This window comes from Chryseobacterium sp. ON_d1 (assembly GCF_006829085.1).
GTDB lineage: Bacteria > Bacteroidota > Bacteroidia > Flavobacteriales > Weeksellaceae > Chryseobacterium.
This window is the reverse complement of sequence record NZ_BJTC01000007.1, coordinates 12,145-36,486: the sequence shown is the minus strand read 5'-3', so window position 1 is coordinate 36,486 and position 24,342 is coordinate 12,145. Positions and strand designations below refer to the sequence as shown.

The 24,342-nt window shown below is 35.7% G+C and carries 10 protein-coding genes; 1 reads left to right on the top strand and 9 read right to left on the bottom strand.

All coding sequences use genetic code 11. From position 1 onward, the window contains the following. The first annotated feature begins 10 nt into the window (after positions 1-10). Positions 11-358: a hypothetical protein gene (locus CRS_RS12170; protein WP_142724313.1), complete on the top strand. Its 348-nt coding sequence runs from the start codon at positions 11-13 to the stop codon at positions 356-358. 195 nt (positions 359-553) lie between these two features. On the opposite strand, the gene CRS_RS12165 is transcribed toward CRS_RS12170, so the two are convergent. The 9 genes from CRS_RS12165 to CRS_RS12125 all read right to left on the bottom strand — a co-directional run bounded on the left by CRS_RS12165 (position 554) and on the right by CRS_RS12125 (position 24,342). Then, a complete protein-coding gene (locus CRS_RS12165) occupies positions 554-2,395 on the bottom strand; it encodes a lanthionine synthetase LanC family protein (RefSeq protein WP_142724312.1) in 1,842 nt (613 codons plus the stop codon). Further along, the gene (locus CRS_RS12160) at positions 2,392-3,282 is read right to left on the bottom strand and encodes a DUF6734 family protein (protein WP_142724311.1); all 891 of its coding nucleotides are present in this window, start codon (positions 3,280-3,282) and stop codon (positions 2,392-2,394) included. The genes CRS_RS12165 and CRS_RS12160 overlap by 4 nt, the downstream gene beginning before the upstream one ends. Positions 3,283-3,288: 6 nt before the next feature. Beyond that, complete coding sequence (locus CRS_RS12155; RefSeq protein WP_142724310.1) at positions 3,289-5,214, bottom strand: alpha/beta hydrolase; 1,926 nt, start codon at positions 5,212-5,214, stop codon at positions 3,289-3,291. 170 nt (positions 5,215-5,384) lie between these two features. Continuing rightward, entirely contained in the window at positions 5,385-9,785 is a 4,401-nt protein-coding gene (locus CRS_RS12150) for a non-ribosomal peptide synthetase (protein WP_142724309.1), read from the bottom strand. An 11-nt stretch (positions 9,786-9,796) separates the two neighbouring features. After that, the gene (locus tag CRS_RS12145; RefSeq protein ID WP_142724308.1) at positions 9,797-11,413 is read right to left on the bottom strand and encodes a cyclic peptide export ABC transporter; all 1,617 of its coding nucleotides are present in this window, start codon (positions 11,411-11,413) and stop codon (positions 9,797-9,799) included. A 17-nt stretch (positions 11,414-11,430) separates the two neighbouring features. Then, positions 11,431-12,120, bottom strand: a complete 690-nt coding sequence (locus CRS_RS12140; RefSeq protein WP_142724307.1) for a thioesterase II family protein — start codon at positions 12,118-12,120, stop codon at positions 11,431-11,433. 23 nt (positions 12,121-12,143) lie between these two features. Continuing rightward, positions 12,144-13,358, bottom strand: a complete 1,215-nt coding sequence (locus CRS_RS12135; protein ID WP_142724306.1) for a glycosyltransferase — start codon at positions 13,356-13,358, stop codon at positions 12,144-12,146. 27 nt (positions 13,359-13,385) lie between these two features. Next, positions 13,386-15,725 carry an outer membrane beta-barrel family protein gene (locus CRS_RS12130; RefSeq protein WP_172617056.1) on the bottom strand — a complete coding sequence of 780 codons (2,340 nt, stop codon included), beginning with the start codon at positions 15,723-15,725 and terminating at the stop codon, positions 13,386-13,388. Positions 15,726-15,777: 52 nt separating this feature from the next. Then, on the bottom strand, positions 15,778-24,342 hold the full coding sequence (locus CRS_RS12125; RefSeq protein ID WP_262711787.1) for a non-ribosomal peptide synthetase: 8,565 nt from the start codon (positions 24,340-24,342) through the stop codon (positions 15,778-15,780).

The following is a 24,342-nucleotide window of genomic DNA, read 5'->3' as shown; positions in this document are numbered from 1 at the left end:
TATTCTTAATATGATCAAAAAAAACGAAATAACCAGACAAAAATTATTTGATGGCGATGAACAAGAATGCCTGAAAGAAGTTTTTGAAATTGAAAATCAGAAAATCAGATTAATTGATTTTTACAACAGTCCGCTAAGAGATTTAAAAAAAGAAATAGATGATGAAAGTTTTGACACCATTATCAGTGAATGCCATTTTAATCTAAGGAATAATTTTATTGAAACATATTTATCTGAAGAGGGATTAGAAATTCATTATGTAAAAAATAATGATAGCATCTATCTGTTTTCCTATGGGGAATTTCAGCCCGGCAGATATATGCTATTTTTAGAAGGGATTTATCATTACACTGCCTGACAGGTGACTGCTGGAAGGCAATCTGCCACACGAAAATCACTATTCTATGGATCAAATTGAATAAGAATTTCGTATAAGGTACTTATAAAGCAGCCTGCAACACAAATACTATAAAAACCACAACTGTTCTGTTGTGGTTTTTATTCTAACCTTACGCCAGATTAAGCTGAAGGTATTACAGCTGTTGCATGCAAGTTAAACAAATTCCAGACAGCCATTATATAAGAAATTCTTGACAGTAGTGGTTACAAGGTAATCTAACCTGCTAAAAAGTTCATCTTTATCTCTTGAATAGGTATATGCAATTATGGCTGCAAGTTGATCTTCTGACTGAGATCTGCAGAAATACCTGAATTCTTCGACTGCTGTCCTTAATGTTTTAGGCATTTCAAAAGCCTGTAAGAGCAGCCCTTCCATTTTTAACGGGCTCTCTGTTATATAATTCTTTGAGCTATCATAAGTAAGCGTCAAAACTGTTGTATATAAAGCAGAAGGCTGTATTATATTCAGGCTATGCTGATATATATTATTTGAAGACCATTCCCACTTGGTATTTATCACCATTCCATTAGAGCTTAACCTGATGGGAAGATCCATAATATTATTCCCCAGAGCTTCTACCTGATCAAAAACAATATTTCTATAAGAAATGATTTCTGAAAATCTCATCAGGTTATTCTTCTTCAGCATTCTTCGATAAAATATGTTTTTATTCTCCTCAAATAATAATAGATCTTTTAACAATTCAGAAGAATAGTCCTTTTCCAGAACAGGGATAATACTATCAGTGAAACTGCTTTTATATTCATTAATATTTTTCAATACCCCGGAATAAATATCAGGAAAGTTTGTTTTTGTAAGATTATAAAATTTAGGGTATTGTTTTTGAAATATAAAATCTTCTTTGGGAAATGGCTTTTTGGGAAAATAGTGACTTTGATTTTCAGAATGATTATGAGCATCTGCTGATGTTATATTTCTTAGATTCACATAAGCTGCACCGGTTTTACCATGAAGAAATCCCGGTATTAATTCTGCATATTCATTCAGGCTATGTTCTCTACTTTCATGCGTTATACTTGCCGCATCTATTCCATTGCAATCATATACCATACCCGAAAAGGAATTGGAAACAGATGGAGAAAGGATCATCAATAGATCAAGTGTGTTTTCCAACTCTTCTGGTGTACGCACTGCAGACAGTATATCAAGGATTCTGACATAGTTTTTTTTATCTGAATTTGTCCGCAGGATATGTTTCTTTTCCAGAGCAGGAATAAAAGTATACGTTTCAAGACTTATGCATTCTTCACCATTTTCAATAAAATTCTCAATATACTTCTTTGTCTGCTTTGTATAAAAATCAAAACCATTCTCTTTTGAGATTGAACTCAGGTATTTCAGTACAAACATAATTCCTGAGGCACCACGGGCAAAATCACAGGAATTTTCTATATTTATTTCTTCTTTTGCTACCCAGGAAAGGCCATTTGATGTTAATATACCATTATCCAGTATTTTATTTAAATATTTATCTGTCAGTTCTCCTATTTCTGAAAATCCATACCGTCTGAAGACAAAAAGCAGTAAATACAGGACCCCCGCTCTTCCATCCATCAGGTAATCGGATGTGTACTCAGAATAAAAAAATGCATTTTCTGAATCTTTTAAAATTTTCAGACAGTTTTCGAGGTATATGGGATCAGGATGAATTTCGTACAGTTCCATCAACAGATACGCGACCCCGGATCTGCCAGTATACAGAGAATAATTTATTGTAAAGGTATGATTACAATAGTCTATAAGGCATAAAGATAATTCTTTAATTTTATCAAGTATCCGCTGTTCTTTATTCATCTTATAACATTCTAACAAATAGCGTATATAGCCGGTGATTCCGAATTCTATATTTTCTATATTATCAGCTACAAGATATTCCTCCTCAAGTACCTGTCGATTATTTTTTACTATATCCTGAAGATCCTGAAAACTAACATCCAGTATCGCGGATCTATATTCATTATATTTTAATTTCATATCTGATACGTTTTAAGAAGTCTGATGATGTTATAATAATATTCAGGATATGATTTTCTCAGCAAGTCTTCAATTTGGGATGGAACTGTAATTGTTGTTTTGTAAGGTCCCAGTGCATGCAGGTAAGAACGCTCATGAGAACTTCCCAATACATCACAGATCCCATCAAATCCCTGATTTATATTATCAAAATAAAAGTCAACCGGAATGTTATCACGATGAGCCATTGAATACAAAAGAGCCTGTTCAAAAATAATATTAAACAGCCCAATATTGATTTTAGACAAATGTTCTGTATTCTGATCGATGAATTCAAATGCCTTTTCTGTATATTTTTTAAAAAAAGAAATTGCATTTCCTCCGACAACACCGTTATTAACTCCATTGATCTCTCCGAAAGTATGATAATAGTTTAAAATATCCTCAGGAATAAAAGCAAAATTAGCTTTTATCTCTCCGAAAATTTCTCTGTATAAAGTATACCCTACCTCACTATTCTGAGCTAAAATAGGCGATTTTTCGAAAGAATCTTCAAATTTTTTGAAAATAAACACGTCTCCATCCGCATGAATAAAAGGACTGTCTTGAATACTGTAGGCATAGATTTTTCCCAATGCCCATAGATCTTCATGATAATGATTGATCTTATCCAATGATACATCTATTTTCGTATAAGGCAGCTTCAGTTTTTTAATTAAAATCTCATATCCTATTTCGTCTGTAACCAATTCAACATCATCATAATATTTTTTAAACTGCAGGCAACTTAATGCCCAACTGAAATAGTTATATTTCCGGTCTATCCATCCGCCGTTATTACGGTCATGGAGCCTTATATTTTTCTTTTTATAGCTTGGTTTTGACCAGAAGCTCTGAATTATTTTCATGTAATATTAATTAAAAAAGTCCCAATGGTAAAAGTAAAAAAGAATCAACATCAAAGAGAAAACAAGGGTTACAAGTATAACCTGATGATTATAACGGCTAATTCTTATCAGAAATATCAACAGAACACCTACCAATACTGCAAAAACAGTGAGAAGGGTAAACAAACTGCTGAAACGGTCTTTTATTCCAAAGGCACATATAAAAAAGTTGGAACTCACCGCATCCTGAATTGCATAAATAAATCCACCCAATATAATAATAGCCATAAAACACCCTAATACAAGCAATCCATAAAAAATTTTATTTAGAACACGCTCTTGCTTCCTTTGCCTGATGATATATATTAAAAAATAAATTCCTCCCCCAATGATCAGAATATAGGCAAGAACTAATGGTGCAAAAGCCATGGGATCAGACATATTCCCTATAAACATTGCCAGTTTTGCTACCCCGGGATTAACATGGATATCCGACACAAAATTCGTACTGTAGGTATTCATAACTTTTGTGGAAGCTTTTTGCTGATGGCTATCTTTAATAAAGCTGTTGATAAATCCGCTTCCTTCCTGGTTGAAGACAAGTGCATGTCCTTCATTTTTAAATATGATCAACTCAGCATTCAGCATTCCGGCCAGTGACTGTGCATTTGAAACAGGAGTAATAGGATCAAACTCCCCGGCCATGATCATTGTTGGGATTGCGGATATTTTTTTATAGTCTAATGAATTTTGTGGCACACTTTTGTTATTCCATTGGCTGTTGATGAGAAAATCGGCTCTGTAAAACGACAAACCACCTTTCAAACGTGGATATTTTGCTGCATCTCCATCGTAATACTTTAATGAATTATAGGGTAATACTTCATTCAGCAGCATACTGTAATATGTCCCAAAATCAAGTGCGTGGAAAACTCCGGAGAATGCACCAACTACTGAACTTAGTGCCTCTGCATTCCTTTCATGAAACAAAGTAATGATTACAGGCAGCACTTCTGTAAGCTGCTTATTATATAAAGCCTGATGAACAACAATCTTAAAATCTTCAGCATTAAAAGTAAAACTGCCTTTTTCCAGAATATCTTTCGGAACTTTTACCGTAAGCGGTTTTTTATTAAGATCGTCGATCACTTCATAATAGGTTTTTTCAAGATTCGGAAATTTTTTGTCCGACACGGGATTCTGTTTACATTTTGAAAATAAAATATTCAATTCCGTTACATAATGTTCATTGATCTTATTATGGTATTCAGCAATATTATTGATGGGTGAATCTAAGATCATTCTGTTGAAATCTTCAGAAAATAAATTGGCATATACCTGTGATATATAGGTTCCATAAGAAACACCAAGAACATTCCATTGGTCATAATGCAAAGCTTTTTTAAGTGCATGAAGATCATTGGCTATGTTCACACTATTATAATTAGCAGGATCAATCCCTTTTCTTATCAACTCATTTTTGCAGTTCATGGCGGCAAATAATCTATTTTTTTCATCCGCAGCAGCAGATTCATCGGAAGATAAAATCTTAAATATATCCATACCCAGTTCCGGACATAGTTTAGGTAAAGAATTTCCTACCCCTCTTGCGTCTACCAGTATAATATCCGAATAATCTCTCAGTGGATGATCCCGGAAATATCCGAATGCTCCTATTCCTGATTGTCCCGGACCTCCTTCTATATATAGTAAAGGTTTTTGCGATGATTTTTTCTTCTTTTTCAGAACAGTAAATGCTATTTTTATCGTAGAGGATGGAGCGGTCCAATTTTCAGGGACAGAAAGATATCCCCACTCTATTGTATTATCAGTCTTAAGGTGTTCCTCATCAAAAAAAGGTTTTGTTTTTGTAATTGTATATCCTTCTTTTTGTGCTGACACAAAGGAGAATAAAGTTATAAACAGTACAATAAATACTTTCATGGTCTTCATATAGAATAATTATTTTTTTAAATTCATTTTAAATGTATTGCTTCAGCCGGAAATCTGGATATATAGGGCTATCTGTTACCAGAGATTGATCTGTTTTCAGCATTGATCCCACAACAAGATTCTCTGTTTTGAATCTGCTTTCCGACAGGATCTTTGTATGATAAGCATTATTAAAAATCAAAATCAATATCAATTGAACGGTTAGCACAAAAGAAATCTTTATATCCTGAATCCAGATCAGAATTGAGAGACAGAATGTATTTCAGAAAATCAATATAAGCCTGGGAAAAATCATTAATTACGTAGTCTTTATAGAGACTTTTGTTATAGCTGATATCAATGTGTACCTGGGCTGAATCATTAATAACATTCATAATAACAGGGAATTTGTTAAAAACTGTATTCTGTGCGACACGCTGGATTGAGAAATCTGAAAACCCGTTAATCGTGTGATAACTGAAATCAGGATTCTGAGAGACAAACATAATATCAACATTGTCTTTCAAAAAGGAGCTGCCTGAAATTTCTTCATATTTATTAACCTCTAAAAATTCATGGGTTACTTTTTCAAGTATTTCCATAAACGGCTCTTCCTTTAACTCTACCCTTAATAAAAGGCTCTTGATAAAAACCCCGAGAATTGATTGTACCTGAGGAGTTGATCTTCCTGAATCAACGGTTGCAATACAAATATCCTGCTTTCCGGAAATCTTTTGTAATAATATCAGTAATGCAGTCAGCATTAAAAAATAAGGTGTCGTTTTTTTCTCCTTTGCCAGATCTGCTAAACGTATTGAGTGATCACTATCTAAGGAAACCGTAAATATTGTCCCTTTATAATCTGCTGACAAAGGAATTTCTTTTTTAAAAAAAGATTCATACTGATATCCTTCAACATATTTTTCCCAGAAAAGCTGATTTTTGCTGAAATCCATTTGCTGATAATACCAGTAACTATAGTCCTTAAACTGTATTTCAGCATCTTCCTGAATTACAGAAGCGCTGCTGTTATAGAAGTTGAGCAGCTGCTTAATGAAAGTCTCCGTAGAAATCCCGTCAAAAATAATATGATGAACAAGGAAAAGGATTTTATATTTTTCTCCAACCTTTAAAATCATTAATTTTAACAGCAAATCCTTCTCAAGATCAAAACAAAAACTGATGTACTGATTGACAAAATGCCGATAATCCAATTCATTCTCTGCCTCGTTAATCTCCAGAGAAAAATGTACATTTTCTGGGGCACTGATTCTCTGGCAGACAGTATCATTCTCTAATATAAAGTTAGTTCTTAATATTTCGTTCGCAGATAGTATTTTCTGTACAGATTTCTCCAGTAATACAATATCTATATTACCTGATATATCAAATTCCATAAACATATTGAATGCCGGAGAAGCTTCTCTTTTCTGACATGCCAGCCATATATTTTGCTGTGTGGGTGTCGCTTTATAAACATCCTGAACAGGCGCGGCCAGAATCCTATCATTCTCATTTTTCCTCTTCAGAATATGACGGTACAAAGAATAGAAATCCGGATTCTCAAAAACATCTTTCATCGAAATCTGAACAGAAAAGTTTTTACTGATCAGGTTTATTAATTTGTTTACCAAAATAGAATGTCCACCCAATTCAAAAAAATTATCTTCCACCTGAATGTCTTTCTGACTGTGTAAGACTTCTTTCCAGAGTACTTTTAATGACTGAATCAGCTGATTATTATCAATCTTTCTGTTATCAGGACCTTCTGGTCCGGATGGAAGGTCCTGAGCAGACAGCAGCTTCCGGTCTATTTTTTTGTTGGGGGTCAGCGGAAATTCTTCTACAGAGAAAATAAACTGAGGAACCATATAATAAGGCAGATGTAAACTCAGGATATCATAAATTTCTGAAATGGCTATTTCTGCCCGGATCTTTATATAGGCCACCAGGTCTTTCTCTCCACCATGATCTTTAACCACGACTACAGAATCTTCAATATTTTCAATTATATTAAGCTGGTTTTCAATATCCCCCAGCTCAATTCTGTATCCGTTTATTTTCACCTGATGATCACTCCTTCCAAAGAAAATGATCTCTCCTGTTTCATTCCACTGGCCAATATCTCCGGTTTTATACATCAGCTCCCCTTCCCTGAAAGGGTTTTTTATAAATCTTTCTGAGGTAAGCCTTTCATTGTTATAATATCCTTTTGCAAGCCCCTTTCCTCCAATGTAGATATCTCCCATAGCATTTATGGGTAAAAGATTGAGATCCGCATCCAGAATATAAAAAAAGGTTTCTGTAATGGGAGCTCCTATATTGAGTGGGGAAGTATTTTTTTCTATTTTCTTGGTAGAGGACCATATGGTTGTTTCTGTAGGCCCATACATATTCCACATTTCACCACAATTTTCTATGAGTTCCTCTATCAGGCTGTTATTAAGCAGATCCCCACCACATAATATTTTCAGTGCAGAATCGGGTCTCCAGCCAAAACTGATGAGTCTCTTAAAAAAGCTTGGCGTTGCCTGAATAACGGTAGGTTTTACTTTAGACATTTCCTCTATTGTTACCCCAGGATCCTTAAGTATATTTTCAGTGGCAATATACAGTGTCGCTCCGTTAATTAAAGGGGTAAAAAACTCCAGAATAGAAATATCAAAAGAATACGTTGTCACCGAAAACAGCTTATCTCCGCCATGCATTCCGGGTTTTACGCTGATACTTTTCAGCAGATTCAGCAGAGAGGTGTGACCTATTTCAACTCCTTTGGGATTTCCGGTAGATCCGGAAGTATAGATAACGTATGCTGTATCTTCAGATCCTGCAATGCTCTTGCAGAATCCTGCATTATAAGTAAAGATATCATCCAAAGAAATTCTTTTGACATTTTCTAATTCAGCAATGATGCTTTCATCAGAGATCAGAATTCCGGCTTTGCTATCTTCAAGAATATACCGCAGTCTGCTTTCAGGAAATTCGGGATCAAGAGGGAGGTAAGCTTTACCAGCTTTCATTATCCCCAACAGTATGCAGATCATATGGGCGGAACGATTCAGTAAAACAGCAATTGCTTTTTCGGAAGCATAATGATTTAAAATGAAATGTGCCATCCGGGATGAAATACGGTCAACTTCTGCGTATGACAAAGACAACCTGCCATCTGTCACAGCTTCTTTATCAGGAAACACCGAAACATTCCTTTGAAATATATCAATGAAGGTAAGCTCATCCTCGGAGGTTATTTCAGCAGCCTTTTTATTAAAAGAGAAAAGGGTCTGTTTTTCCTCCTCAGAAAGGAATGAAATATTCTTCAACGGCTGATCAGCAAGTTCCTCCATATTGACAATCAGATGGCTGATGTGTTCTGTATATTGCGTTATGGAATATTCATCAAAATATGCTGTATTGTAATCGAAATCGATCTTTATATTTTCATCTTCATCAAACTCTCTCACATAGATTGCCAATGCTACTCTCTCAGATTTATTGGTAAGAGGAAGTACCGTAGTAACGGTCCCTTCAAAATGGTCGGCATAATTATGTTTTTCGTAAGAAAATGTAATATTGAACAGTTTGTCTTTTTCATTATACAATTTTAAATCCTGCACTATTTTTCCGAGAGGATATCTCTGATGTCTGTAGTCTGACATCAGCTGTTTTTTGGTATCTTCTATAAGGTTTAAAAGACTGTTCTGATGATTCACCTTCATTCTTAACGGAGAAACCCCCATAAACAGGCCTACTGTTTTTTTGAATATTTTATTATTCCTGTTAAGAACCGGGATTCCGATCGCGAGATCATCACTATGATTGATACGCCCCAAATAAAAGAACAGTATTCCTAACAAGCTGTGAAATGTAGAAAAATTATGCTTTTGTCCTGTTTCTAAAAACCTGTTATAATCTTTCCTTGCGATGATGAGTTCTTTACGCTCACTTTCCGTATGATTTTTAGATGCATTTTCCTTCTTAGTAAAAATGGCCTGTGGCAGGTCTGAATATCTTTCAGCCCAGTACAGTTTATCTATTTGAAAGGCTTCAGAAAGCTGGTATACCTCATCTTCATCCATAAATTTTTTATATTCATATGGATACTGTTCCTGCACTTCATCAAAATTCAAAAGATTATTATAGTTTTTAATTAATCTCTGGAACATAAGTGATGTTCCCCAGCCATCGGTAATTATATGATGGTACACAGAAAAAAGATAATATAAGTTCCGGTGGCATTTTACCAGAACAAACCGATACAGAAAATGGTCCTCCAATATATTAAACGGCTGCAAAAACTCCTCCTGCATATATTTATCAGCCTCTGATACAGAATCATTCTTATCGGAAAAATCAACAAACTCTAGTGTTCTGGGTTCACCAGAGCCGATACTGATATCTGCAACGCCGTCTTTTTCTCTTATAAAACTTCTGTAAGCGTCATGCTGTGAAATCATTTCACTATAAGCTCTTTGAAGAGTAACAAAATTTATTTCACCTTTTATTTCTATTTTGGCTCCTATGTTATATATAGGAACATTCGGATATAACAATTGTTCGAAAAAGATATCCTGTTGAGGAAGGGTTAGCTTCATAGAATGTGATATTAAAAGTACGCGTTTTGGAAATTCTCAGGAACATCTTGTCTTACGATCTTACCGTAATCAAATTTCAGCAGCTTATCACAATATTGAAAATACCTGTCATCATGTGTTACGGCAACAATTGTCTTACCTTCTGATTTTAATTTAGGGATCAATTCTTCATAAAAATACTTTCTAAAATATGGATCCTGATCTGCAGCCCATTCATCAAGCACCAGGATAGGCTTATCTTCCAGCAGAGCAAAAATTAGAGCCATTCTCTTACTTTGTCCTTTAGAAAACTGCCTTCTTGCGGATTCTTCAGAATCATCTTTCACCACATTTTCAAGTTTGAACGTTTCGAGCAATGCTTTATATTTTCCATTATCTTTCAGTTCATAATCATCATAATTTTGAGAAAAAAGGTGATTGCTTGTAAATACTGCTGCAATAAGATTCTGAATATCTTTTTCGGAATCAATTTTTTTCCCGTCAAAAAATATATCTCCCTCATCAGGCACATACAAACCCGAAAGAATATTAATAAAAGTACTTTTCCCGCTTCCGTTTCCGCCAACGATAAAAATTACCTCTCCTTTATTAATTTCGAGATTGACAGGACCCAGTTCAAAATTGGCGTCTGCATTATCATTTTTATAATTAAAATGGATATTCTTAAAGTTTAATTTTGAAAAATCGGCTGCTGTTTCTCTGTTCTGTTTCTGATCAGGATTATCATTTTTAAAATCTTCATAAAAACTGTTCATCCGTTTATTTGCTACAAACAACCGGGTAACGATATCCTGAAGATTGATAAGAGCGTTGATAGGGCCACCAATAAATAGCAAAACAAGTACATATGGAATGACAAATTCTTTTTTAAGCCAGCCGAGTTCCGGCAGAACAAAAAGAATGGTTCCTATAATAAAATACATCCCATACTGACTGATAAGACCTATTGAAAGAAAGGAAAAGCTGATTTTAAAATCAAGTTTATAAGCCTCATTTCTATTTTTGTAGACATAGTCTTCACGTAGTCTTTCTTTTCTTCTGTCACTGATCATTAATTCTTTAAAGCCATTGACGACATCCTGTACATATCCAAAATAAGATTCGTTGTACTTTCTGATTTTTTCTATAGACCTGGACAGCAGATTCATGACAAGATAGTACATCCCTGCAATAATGACAATGCATAAGATGATAATGATTGCTGATATCCAGGAAAGACTGATGAGGTATCCTATACAAAGTATAACCATCAGCAGAGAAGAGAATGCTGAGGTAATTACTCCTGGTAATGCATAAAAGGTTCTTATATCTTCTACAGCAGTATAGAATCTTTGCGTTCCCCATTTTTCGATCTTCACCAAGGGAGTTTCCAGAATTTTCTGAAACAGCTGCTTTTCCATTCTGGTAAGCAGATCAAAAGTTATTTTATTCAATTGTTTCTGAAAGAAAATATTCAGCAAATAGGCATAGATCACAAAAGAAAAAAATGCAATATAAATATATCCGTTTACAGAAAGTTTATTTGATAAAGTGTTATTGATGATATAGATAATACCAAAGCTTAATAAACTGCTTATTAAAGCATATACTGATATCAGTGCAATATGTTTAGATTTTATTTTCAGCATAATTTAAATTTTATGGACTAAACGAAACAATAATTAATTAGTTTTCCTATCTCTCTACTGTGATGATGGATAAAAAAATGGTTTCCTTCAAGAATCAAATAATGAAATGAAGAGTTTGTATAATTTTTCCAGTTCCCAATTCTGGAAGATAAGGATTCTTCGCTTCCCATTATAGCATAAATAGGTGTTTGGATAATCTTATTTTTCTCATACTGCTGATCTTTTTCAACGCATTCAAAATCAGCTCTCATAATGGTAGAAAAAAATGTAAACGTTTCCTGATTTTCAAGAATTTCATTGGGAATTCCTCCTAATTCTGCAATTCTTTTTTTAAAAGTTTCATCATCTAAGTTATAGCGGTGGGAAGAATTGCTGTGTTCTAATGGTCCGGGATTTCCGGAAACAATCAGATAATTGGGTCTGTCATTCTCTTTTTCCAGCATTTCAGTTACGGAAAATCCTAATATTGCTCCCATGCTGTGTCCATAAATGATGTAAGGACTGCCATTTCTTTTATCCTTTATCTGTAAAAACAGGTCTTGTACCGCATCTTTTTTATCTCTGATTAAACTCTCCTGAAACCGGGCTCCTCTGCCCGGTAATTCAATCGGGATAAATTCGATATCTGATGTCAGCTTACTTTGTAAAAAATTATAAGAATATTTATTGCCTCCCGCAAAGTGCAGCAAAAAGAGTTGTTTATTCATTATTTATGATTGATGTTTAGTTATTAAATTGTGTCCAAGGCATTATTTTCTGATGCTTTTTCAAAATCGGACTTCATTTTAAATAAGCTCTGTTGTATTTCGGTATTATTCTGAAGCTTTTTAATGGTGGAAATGATCTCTTCATTTTTTAATGCTGCAGCCTCCATTTTTATTCCTAATCTGTGGGCAGTAACCCGGTCTGCATTTTCAAACTGATCAAGACCCAATGGAATGACTATCATTGGAGTTTCATTCATGATACATTCTTTGACACCTCCCATTCCGCCATGTATAATAGCAAGATCCGAATATTCAAGCATGGTCATCTGAGGAAGCCATCTGTGAATTCTTATGGTATCGGATTCCTGAGATTTATACTCTTCAAACAGGTTTCCCACTGATATATTAAGAATATGATTCTGCATAGATTCGTGTCGGAAAGAATCGATAACAGTCTGCATAATTTTCTGTGCTTTTTCTTTATCAATTTGATCTGCCCAGGATCCCAGAGAACAGTAAACAATTATTTTTTCTGATTGCTTTTGGGCAGAAAGCTCATTTTTTAATGCCTCAATATCATAATGGGTATGGAATATATTCTGCTCCGGTATACAAGGTCCTATATATATATCCTTCTCATTTACCACCGCATCCTCTATTAAAAAATTTTCTGAAGCCGGTACCAGATTATAGAAATTTTCAAAAACCGACAGCACATCATTCAGGGAATTCATTGTGTACCCCTGATCAATCAGAAAATTAATCAGAAGGTGGGTGGCTTCCAGATTATTATCATCCATCAGCATATTGATACTCCATTCCTTGACCTTATCCGTTAATGAATTCTTACTGAAGTCATTATCTACAGGAAAATGGCAATATAAAAGATAAGTCTTCAGCTTATATTTTAAATGGAAAACCGCCGCTTCTACAGGGTTGTAAGCGGTAAAAATAATCGCTGCGGGATCCTGTTCATGGATAAGCTGATCCAGTTCTCCATTGATAATTGCACGAATAACATCAGCATTAATTTTTCCGGAAATATAGGTGCTTTTTTTGGGATAATAATCTTCAAAAATAGTGGTACAGGGAAACGATGTCCCCGATATTATCTCTGTCACATCAGGTACCCCAATATAATGAATATGAATTCCCTTCTGGTGAAGCTTTTCACTGATTCCCAGAGTAGGAATTATATTTCCTCTGAATGGGTCAGTATAAACCAATACTCTTTTCATAAAATGTTATTAATTTTTTTTTTTAGCTTATCTACTCCTGCCTATTTCATCTTCATTACCAAATCCTCTTTCTTCTTTGGAAATTTTATCATTTCCGAATGTGTAATTTACAGAAAGCCTGAAAAATCTGTTATTGGTGTAAGATACATAAGTTTGTACAATCCCGTTCAGTTCTGAGGTCATCATGCGCGGACTGGAATTAAATATATCATAAACAGCAAAACTTAAGTTCAGTCCTTTATAGGGAGTTTTATAGGATATAGCTGTATCAAGCGAATTTCCTTGTGAATAATGATATGCATTCCGGTTATATGGCGAACCATACCAAAAATTCAGATCTGCAGTCAACGTTTTTGAATGGTTCAGATTAAAAGAATTGTTAAGCGATCCAAAGAACTCCAATCCGTTCCTCATCAGCAGATTATAGTCTTTAATATTGTGCGAATAAGAATAGTTCATGAAAAGAGTGACATACGTTTTCCACCAGGAAAATGTTTTGAACTCATATGATTCTGTAAGAGAATATCCATAACTGCGATAATAATTATCATATGTGGAAATAAGTTCTTTTGTTGCTTCATTTGACTTAAAAATTACATCAAAAGCATTGGAGTTTATATTAAATGCCATTTTTGAAGTAAGATTTCTGTAAGTGTGGGATAATTCCACATTATCAACATAAGAAGGTTTTAAATAAGGATTTCCCATAGAGGAAGCCTGACTGTTCATGTAGAAACGTGAAGGATTAAGCTGTCCATATGATGGTCTTTGTATTCTTCGGGCATAACTCAGTACCAGGTTGTTTTTATTATTTATATCATATTTAACGAATAAAGAAGGAAAAAGCTGAAAATACTTGTTGTAATCAGTTTGGTTAATCAGCACAGAATACCCTTTTGTCTGGGTATATTCTGCTCTTAGACCAGCCTGCAGCTCCCACTTGTCGGACAGTTTTCTTGTCCCGTTGATATATAAAGCCTGAATATCCTCATTAAATTTGAACTGGTTTGACTGAAGAGCTGCATTGGCCAGCAAATCATAATTATCAAGCTGGTATCTTGTATTGGTAAAAGTAAGCTTCCCTCCATAGGATAAGTTGACGACCCTTCCCGGATGGTCAATATCAAACTTCACGCTGTAATTATTGATAATCTGGTCAGAAATAGCCCGGTTGAAGAAATTCACTCCTTCAAAATTATTTCCTGTATCATATTTGTTGGAAAGAATTACATTTCCTTTATCAGTATTGTAGCTTAGATAATCAAGATCTATATTAAGCTTCCTGCCGATTGTATCCAGCTTTTGCTCCAGGTGAAAATTTAATAAATGATTATTGTTTTTATCATGGGTATGCCCGTCTCCGTTTAAGAAATACTTAGGTATTGAATTGGTATTCGTTACTGTTGTATTTAAATGATCATCTATATAGTTGTTATTTATTCCTCCCATATACTGTATTCCGAATTTTGTTCTTGAATTCAGTTCATAATCTAATAAAAATCTTCCCGATAGCTGATTATAGTTCCATTTCTGTCCGGAATCAGTAAGATAGGGTTCTGAGAAATAGGTATCTAACCGCTGGTTGACAAATATATCTCCATAATCATACCTTACATTGAATAAAAAGCTGATTTTATTTTTCTGATAGGTAAAACTGTTGCTTGCAGCCCTCAGAATATATTTTGCTTTTGCTATGTCCTGGGAAAGAGTCATATTATTATTCCAGGAATTATTTTTTGCTTTTTTAAGAACAAGGTTAATAATCCCGCTATTTCCTTCCGCTTCGTACCGGGCAGAAGGGTTGCTTATCACTTCTACTGATTTAATATTTTCACTTGGTATCGACTTGAGAAAATTCTTTATGTCATCACCACTCAGATTGATCATTCTGCCATCAATCATTACTTTTACGGCATCTCTTCCGAGCATGGCAATCTGATCATTTTTTAAAACCAGCCCCGGAACCATTTTTAGTGACTCAAAAATATTTCCTTTATTCGCAAGGGCATTATTTTCAATATTGAATACCACCCTGTCAATTTTCTGAACCATCATTTTGGTGGATGATGTCAGCTTTACCTCTTCAATCATTTTAGATAAAGACTGTAATTCTATATCTCCTGTTTTGATATCAGAATCAACATTCACCGGCTTCTCAAAATACTTATATTCAGTATTTTTTATAACCAGATTATAGCTGCCTTTTGCAAGCTCTGCAGAAAAGTTTCCATTTTCATTGGTTATCACTTTTTTATCTTCTCTTTGATTTTTATCTCTGAAAAAAACCTCTATATTTTTTACCGGTTCTTTTTCTTTATTTAAAACCCTGCCCTCTATTTTATATTGGGAATAGAAAAATAGAGGCATACACAGAGTTAAAAAATATAATAGCTTAGCATGTTTCATATAATCCAAATCACTATTGTGTTTTTATAAAATGTAAGAATTCCTGAGTATATTCTTTGAAATTGATTGACTTTTCTGATGAAGGGTATGACAGATGAAGCAGAACCCCGTTTGCATATTCAAAAACTTTGAAGTTGATTCCGTCAAAATCTGTGATTGTCATTTTATATTCGGTACTTCCTTCATGTACTTTTGTTTCAGCACTTTGATTAAAATAATTGTATACCCCTATCATATTCTTTTCTATATCTTTATTTTCTCTTAGCAAGATCTCTTTTCTGATCACCTCATATGGAATTTTCTGCGTTGTTCTGGCTTCTATCATATCTCCGTAGTTCTTCAGTATTTCAGGAATTGAATATAGGCTGAAATCCGGATATGACGAAATCACCAGATTGGTCAATACACCAAGTATTTTATCATATTCTGAATTTTCTCTGTTGTTGCTTGTAATGCCGTAGAATCTTTTACTTTGATTATGAAGACTGTTAACCATTTTTAAGAATACGGACAGACAAAATGCATTGAACGGCAGCGATGCTTTTTGAGATATTTTTTGAAAAGCTGCAAAATCTTCCCCTGTAATAAAAAACTCCTGAATCGTAAAACACTGATAATAAACAACATCTGATCCTTTTTCCGTATTATCATATAATGGCGTTTTTAATATTTCACGAATCTGCTTATCTTTTAATGTTAATCCTTCATGCGATTTCAGAAAGCTTTCCTGAGAATCAATAAAATCAAAGTGATGAGGTTGTACCGCAATATCATTTCCGGTATTGAAATAACTCTCTAATGCCTTTTTAAGATACTTCGCAGTATAATCATCTGACAGTGAATGATGAATTCCAAAAAATATGGAAGCCGGACATATATCCCTGTTCTCTGTTTTAATAACAAATACCCTTATTAACTCTCCGTTCAGTACATCATAAGGTCTGAACATCATTTCTCTTCCAATGTTCTCAATTTCTTTCTCAGATTTCAAATGGATATTTTCTACCTGAATCCTTATTGCAATATCTTTTTCAGATGAATAACGCTGGATAAAATTATCTCCTTCCTTTTCATAAGCAGTCATTAAAAACGGAAATCCGGAAATCGATTTTCTGAGTGTCTCTTCAAAATTCTTTTCATCAAAATTCTGTACTTTTAGCATAAAGCTAACAGATGAATAAGGATTTCTAAACAAATAATACTGATTAGGCGATACCGGCATAGTATCCCCAAAGGTCCAGTCTTTATTTTCACTTTCACCTATTATATTTTTAATATTTCTTTCAAATAGCGTACATAATTTTTCAATTGACTCCGGAGTAAATACCTCATCAGAATAGCGAAAATTTATATTCATAATTCCATTAACAGTCATCCCGGAAATATCTATTAAAATATCTGTAGATAAATTTTCTGAAGGAACAGCCTGACCAATATTCTCTGATGAAAGCTGAAAATGAGAAATATTTTTTTCAGCATCACTTTCTTTGATATCATTAAAGTCTCCGAGATAATTAAACTGTACCAAGGCTTTTGCACCTGAAATAATACTTTTTGTCAGATAATAAAGAACTCCATAACCAATCCCTTTTTTAGGAATGCGGCGCAGACTTCCTTTTACACTTTCTATTGCAGGGCAGTTTTCATTGCTGATATCCAGTGAAAAAGGATACATACTGGTAAACCACCCTACCGTACGGCTGATATCTGTGCCTGAAGAAATCTCTTCTCTTCCGTGCCCCTCCATCAGGATCTTGGTTTTAGTAATTCCAAACTGTGCCTTTAATGATAAAGCCAACCCGGTAAGCAGAAGATCATTGATTTCTGCCCCGTATTTTTTACCTGCTCCTGTATGCAAAAGCTTTGTGGACTCTTCAGTTAAACTAAAGCCTGCACTCCTGTTCAGCGTATGCTTTCCTTCTACACTATAATCTGTAGGAATAGCCGGATATATTTCTGATTCTATACTGTTCCAGTACTCATTTTCTTCCGAAAGGGATTTACTCATTGCATATTCCTGCAAAACATGACCCCATTTCTGGAAAGAATGTGTCTTAGCCGGAAGATTATAAGGAGTCCCGGAAATGCCTGAATGATACAGATTGTTCAGATCTTCCAGCAGGATACGCCATGAAACTCCGTCTACTACCAAATGATGAAGGATCAGAATCAGTCTGTCGCCATCTCTCATAGAAACATGCCCAATATGAAACACAATTCCTGAAGTGATATCAATGCTGCTCTGCAGCTCTTCTCCTATCTTCTGCAAACCTTCGAGTTCTTCAGCTTCGGATGTTCCTGTTCTTAAATCAAAATATTCATACCGATAATGTTTAGCTGAAGTATCAGCATTGAACTGGCTCCATGTTCCTTCTTCGTTATGGTATACCATTCTCAGTGCATCATGATGATTCACCAGACGTTCGACAGCACTATTGATAACAGCCCCGGAAAGTCTGTCAGTGCTTTTTAACAGTATGGCCTGATTGTAATAGTTCTTATTGACAATTTCATTATTTTCAAAGAAATGCTTCTGAATAGGGGTCAGAACAGTATTTCCCGTTACAGCAGACTGATCAACAGGAATAACATGGGCTGTTACAAAATTGGATAATTCCTCTAAAACCGGATGCTGCAGTATATGCATTACCTTAAGGGTATATCCGTATTTACGTAACTTTGATACGATCTGAATCGATTTGATGGAATCTCCACCCAGATTATAAAAATTATCCTTGATACTTATTGATTTATGATTCAGCACCTGCTCACAGACCTCCACCAAGATACGCTGTTCTTCTGTAACCGGAGCTACATATTCGTTCTTTATCAAGTCTTTTGACAGCACATCAGGAAGATTCTTGCGGTCAACTTTTCCGTTATGTGTTAAAGGAATACTTTCCAATTCAACGTAAAAACCGGGAAGCATGTACTGGGGCAGCTTGGTTTCTAAATATTGAGATAATTTCTGTTTATCTATCATCAAATCACTTACATAATAAGCGACAAGGTTCTTCTCACCTTCGTGCTCTTTTACTTCTGCCACAACACTGCGGATCGAGTTACTGTAAGACAGTACATGACTCTCAATCTCACCCAGCTCAATTCTGTATCCGCGTATTTTTACCTGGTGGTCAATTCTTCCCAGGTATTCTATACTTCCATCAGGAAGCCATCGTCCAAGGTCTCCCGTACGGTACATCTTAGTTCCGGCAACAAATGGATTTGCTATAAATTTTTCCTCAGTAAGATCAGAACGGTTCAAATATCCACGGGCCAAACCTGCTCCTGCAATATATAATTCACCAATTACTGCTTCAGGTACCAGCTGATGATGGTCATCTAAAATATAAACCTGAGTATTGGAAATGGGCCTGCCAATAGAAAAACGGGATTCTTTATCAAACCTTAGCTCAATCGAAGTCACCGTTGTTTCAGTAGGGCCATATTCATTATAGAAACTGCATATGGAGCTCCAGGATTCCGCTAGCTCCCTGCTACATACATCTCCTCCTGCGATCACTCTTTTTAAAGAGAATCCTTGATCAGGCTTTACCTCTCTTATTACAGCAGGGACCGCATGAAAATGGGTAATCTTATTTTCTTTTAAAAATACGGCCAAAGAATGATAATCAATAAGCTGTGCTTTTGAAATAAGATAAAGCGCTGCCCCGTTTAGAAGAGCAAGGAATATTTGTTCCACAGATGCATCAAAGGCATAATTGGAAAACTGAAGAATTCTTTCTTTGTCATCAATTTGAAACTGATGAGACTGAGCGCTTATAAGATTGATTACGCTTCTGTTTTCAATCATGACTCCTTTAGGATTTCCTGTAGTTCCTGAAGTGTAGATGATATAAGCCAAATTATCGGGTTTTGCAGCACAGTCAGGATTGATGGCTGAATAATCATTTTTTACCTTTTCAAAATCTGAGAAAAACGATTCGTCTATAACGACTTTTGCTCCTGTATCCTTCAGAATATAATCAATACGTTCCTGCGGATAATCAATATCAATAGGAACATAGGCTCCTCCGGATTTCAAGATTCCCAGAATTGAGATGATCATTCTTTCACTTCGGGGAAGCTTGATACAGATCAGATCATCTGCCTGAACGGCATACTGATCCCGAAGGTAGTGCCCCAGCTGATTGGATACGGAGTTCAGCTCTGAATAGTTCAACTCTCTACCCTCATAAAAAACAGCGACATTATCCGGAGTCTTTTCTACCTGTTCTTCAAACAGATTTATCAGTGTTTTTTCTTCAGGATAAGAGGCACTTGTTTTATTGAACAATTTCAGAACTTTTTCTCTTTCTCCGTCAACCAGATAATTTATTTCTGACAATGGTATATCTGCTGAGGTTGTAAAATGGTTCAGTACCATCTTAAAATGGGAAACCAGACTGGTAACCCCTTCAGAGTAAAATACCGATGAATTGTATCTGAATTCTATATGCAGACAGTCTGTATCTGGAGTAACAACAAAATTGAAATCATAATTGGAATGGTCAAATGATTCTACATTTTCTGAAGCCAGTCCTGCAGTGGATGAAGATTCAGCATTTGCTTTTTCATTCTTTACATAATTCTCAAAAACAATAATATTTTTAATCAGATCTTTGCCCAAAGGTGATAATAACTGAATCTGTGCCAGGCTGTTAAAATGGTAGCCTGTACTCTGAATAGAATCCTGGTGCACTTTTTCCAAAAGAATGCGGGGGGTATCTTCTTTATTCACTTTAATATGCACCGGAATTGTATTGATAAACAATCCTACCATATTCTCAATACCTTCTATCTCTGGCGGCCTTCCGGATACTACTGCTCCAAATACAACATCTTCTGTTCCGTTATAAGAGCTTAACAGGTATGACCATACAGCCTGAGCATAAGTGTTCAGTGTAATGCCTAAATGCTTGCAAAATTGATTAACCTGAAGGAATTCTTCTTTTCCTATAATGAATTTTTCTGCAATGAAACGGGGCTTTTCTTCTTTTACCTGTTTTTCGAAAGGTAACGGACTTGGAGAATTGATTCCCTTAAGATAATTCTCCCAATAAGCCATTGCTTCTTCTTTATCAATTCTTGCTAACCATTTTATGTAGGATGAGTATTTATGCGGTTCCGGTAAATTAATTTCCATTCCCTGCTGCAGTGAACTTAAAATTGTAGAAAAATCATTAATCAGAATTCCCAAACACCATCCGTCCATAATGATATGGTGATGGCTCCAGATAAACTCAAATGCTCCATCAGGCAACTCAACAACCATAAGACGCATCTGGGTAGGCTCATTCAGATTAAAGCCGCGGATAACGTCACCCTGTCTGATATTCTCTAACTCCGCATCTGATTCCAAAATAAGATGCTTAAAGTCTACCCTGGCTTTCTTATGAACTATCTGAAGCGGAACATTACCATACCGATTGTCAAACGATGTACGAAGAATTGTATAGCGATTGGCCAAAATACTGAACGCTTCTTCTACCAATGATAAATCCAGATTGGGAGACTTGATTCTGTAGGAAGCCTGCATAAAATAGGCAGACCCTTTCGGATCAACAAACCAATGGTAATATAATCCCTGCTGCATTGGTGAAAGCTCATAGATATCTTCTACTGTATTTTCCCTGTTAAGATCACTGATGGTTTTAAAAGACAGTCCTTTATAGGTAAGATCAGAAGGAGTTAATATTCTTTCTTCTCCGTGTTCCATGATCAGGATACGAAGATGACGCTGATAGGACTCTGTTAATTTTTTAACAGTAGATTCTGTAAATATTTTATCTGAGTAACGGATATCTATATTCATTGTTCCATGTACGGTCATCCCGGATACATCTAACAAAATGTTTGCTGACATATTTTCAGCGGGTACGGCTGCTCCTATATTTTCAGAAGAATATTGAAACGCTGAAGCATTATTCTCTGTCGTACCATTGCCAATATCATCAAAATCTCCCAGATAATTAAACTGTATAGAAGGGATATCCCCGGAGGAGATTCTTTTATCCAAATAATGTAATACTCCATAGCCTATTCCTTTGTCCGGGATACGGCGAAGTTCTTCTTTAACACTCACCAATTCCGGCTGTTCTGTATTACTGATATCCAGTGAGAATGGAAAAACAGAGGTAAACCAGCCTACGGTACGGCTGATATTTATATTGGGGGAGACAGCCTCTCTTCCGTGCCCTTCCATCATCACCCTGGTCTTACTGATTCCAAACTGTTCCCGTAATGACAGCGCCAGACCTGTAAGCAGCAGATCATTGATTTCTGCTCCGTATTTTCTGCCTGCACGTGTTTTTAATAACCAGGTCTCTTCTGCTGTAAGAGTAAACCCTATGTTTTTATCCTGTATTTGTTTATCATTTACTACGTAATCCGGTTCTGGCACAGAATAGTTTCCAGATTCTATGCTTTCCCAATATCTGCGTTCCTTCAAAAGAGCCGGACTTTTACTGTATTCTTCCAATGTTCTGCCCCAGGTCTGAAATGAGTCTGTTTTTGCTGGCAGAGAATATGGTTCTCCGCTGATTTCTGATTCGTACAGATTTCCCAGGTCTTCCAGTAATATACGCCATGAAACTCCGTCTACTACCAAATGATGAAGGATCAGAATCAGTCTGTCGCCATCTCTCATAGAAACATGCCCAATATGGAACACAATTCCTGAAGTGATATCAATGCTGCTCTGCAGTGCATCTCCTATCTTCTGTAAACTTTCAAGCTCTTCGGCTTCAGATGTGCTTGTTCTCAGGTCGAAATACTCAAGACGATAATGTTTTCGTGAAGTATCAGCGTTAAACTGTCTCCATTTTCCTTTTTCATTTGTATATACCATTCTCAGTGCATCATGATGATCGACAAGCTTTTGCAGGGATAGTTCTAATGCTGTTCCCGAAAGCCTTGCCTGACTTTTGAGAATAACAGACTGGTTATAATGATTCTTGTTACGAATATCCTCGTTTTCAAAGAAGGATTTTTGAATCGGGGTAAGAATGGAGTCCCCTGTCACTGCCGACTGGTCGATTTCTACAACATCAGTAGTCATATGTCGGGATAATTCCTCCAATACAGGATACTGTAATATATATTCTACTTTTAAAGAATATCCATATAAGCGTAATCTGGATACGATCTGAATCGATTTGATGGAGTCTCCACCCAGATTATAATAGTTGTCATGAATGCTTATAGGACTATGTTTAAGCACCTGCTCACAGACCTCCACCAAGATACGCTGTTCTTCTGTAACCGGAGCTACATATTCGTTCTTTATCAGGTCTTCTGATGATACTTCAGGTAAGTTTTTACGATCAACTTTTCCGTTACCTGTCAATGGAATATTTTCCAGTTCAACATAAAAACCGGGAAGCATGTACTGAGGCAGCTTAGTCCCTAAATATTGAGACAACTTCAGCTTGTCTATCAACGAGTCGCTTACATAATAGACCACAAGACTTTTGTCACCTGTTACTTCTGCAACAACACCACGGATCGAGTTACTGTAAGACAGTACATGACTCTCGATCTCGCCCAGCTCAATTCTATGTCCCCTTATTTTTACCTGGTGGTCAATTCTTCCCAGGTATTCTATACTTCCATCAGTAAGCCATCGCCCAAGGTCTCCCGTACGGTACATCTTAGTTCCGGCAACAAATGGATTTGCTATAAATTTTTCCTCAGTAAGATCAGAACGGTTCAAATATCCACGGGCCAAACCTGCTCCCGCAATATATAATTCACCAATTACTCCTTCAGGTACCAACTGATGATGGTCATCTAAAATATAAATCTGAGCATTGGAAATGGGTTTACCTATGGAGGCTGCTGACCCATCTGTTTTATGGGCTATACATCCGATAGTTGCTTCTGTAGGTCCGTATTCGTCATAGATTTCTATATTATCACTGATTGACTGAATGATGTTGATATGTTCTTTATAAAGCTTTTCACCTCCTAAAATAATTTTACGGATCCCTGTGCTACTGATTGCAGCATGTCTAAGTAAAGAAATATGGGACGGGGTCAGCTTAAGAATATCTATTTCCTCATTCCCCAATGCATTTAAAAGGGACTGCAGACTATTGTCCTGTGAACTTCCCAGCCATAATTTGCTTCCTCTTGAAAGAGAACAAAAAACAGCAGTCCCGGAAAGGTCAAAAGATATAGAGGTAAATAATCCCCAGTTACCCCGGTCATTTTCTTTAAAATAAAAACCATTGCTCCAGCAAACATAATTCATCAGATTGGAATGCGTGATCATTACCCCTTTAGGATTTCCTGTAGTTCCTGAAGTGTAGATGATATAAGCCAAATTATCGGGTTTTGCAGCACAGTCAGGATTGATGGCTGAATAATCATCTTTTACCTTTTCAAAATCTGAGAAAAACAATTCGTCTATAACGACTTTTGCTCCCGTATCCTTCAGAATATAATCAATACGTTCCTGCGGATAATCAATATCAATAGGAACATAGGCTCCTCCGGATTTCAAGATTCCCAGAATTGAGATGATCATTCTTTCACTTCGGGGAAGCTTGATACAGATCAGATCATCTGCCTGAAT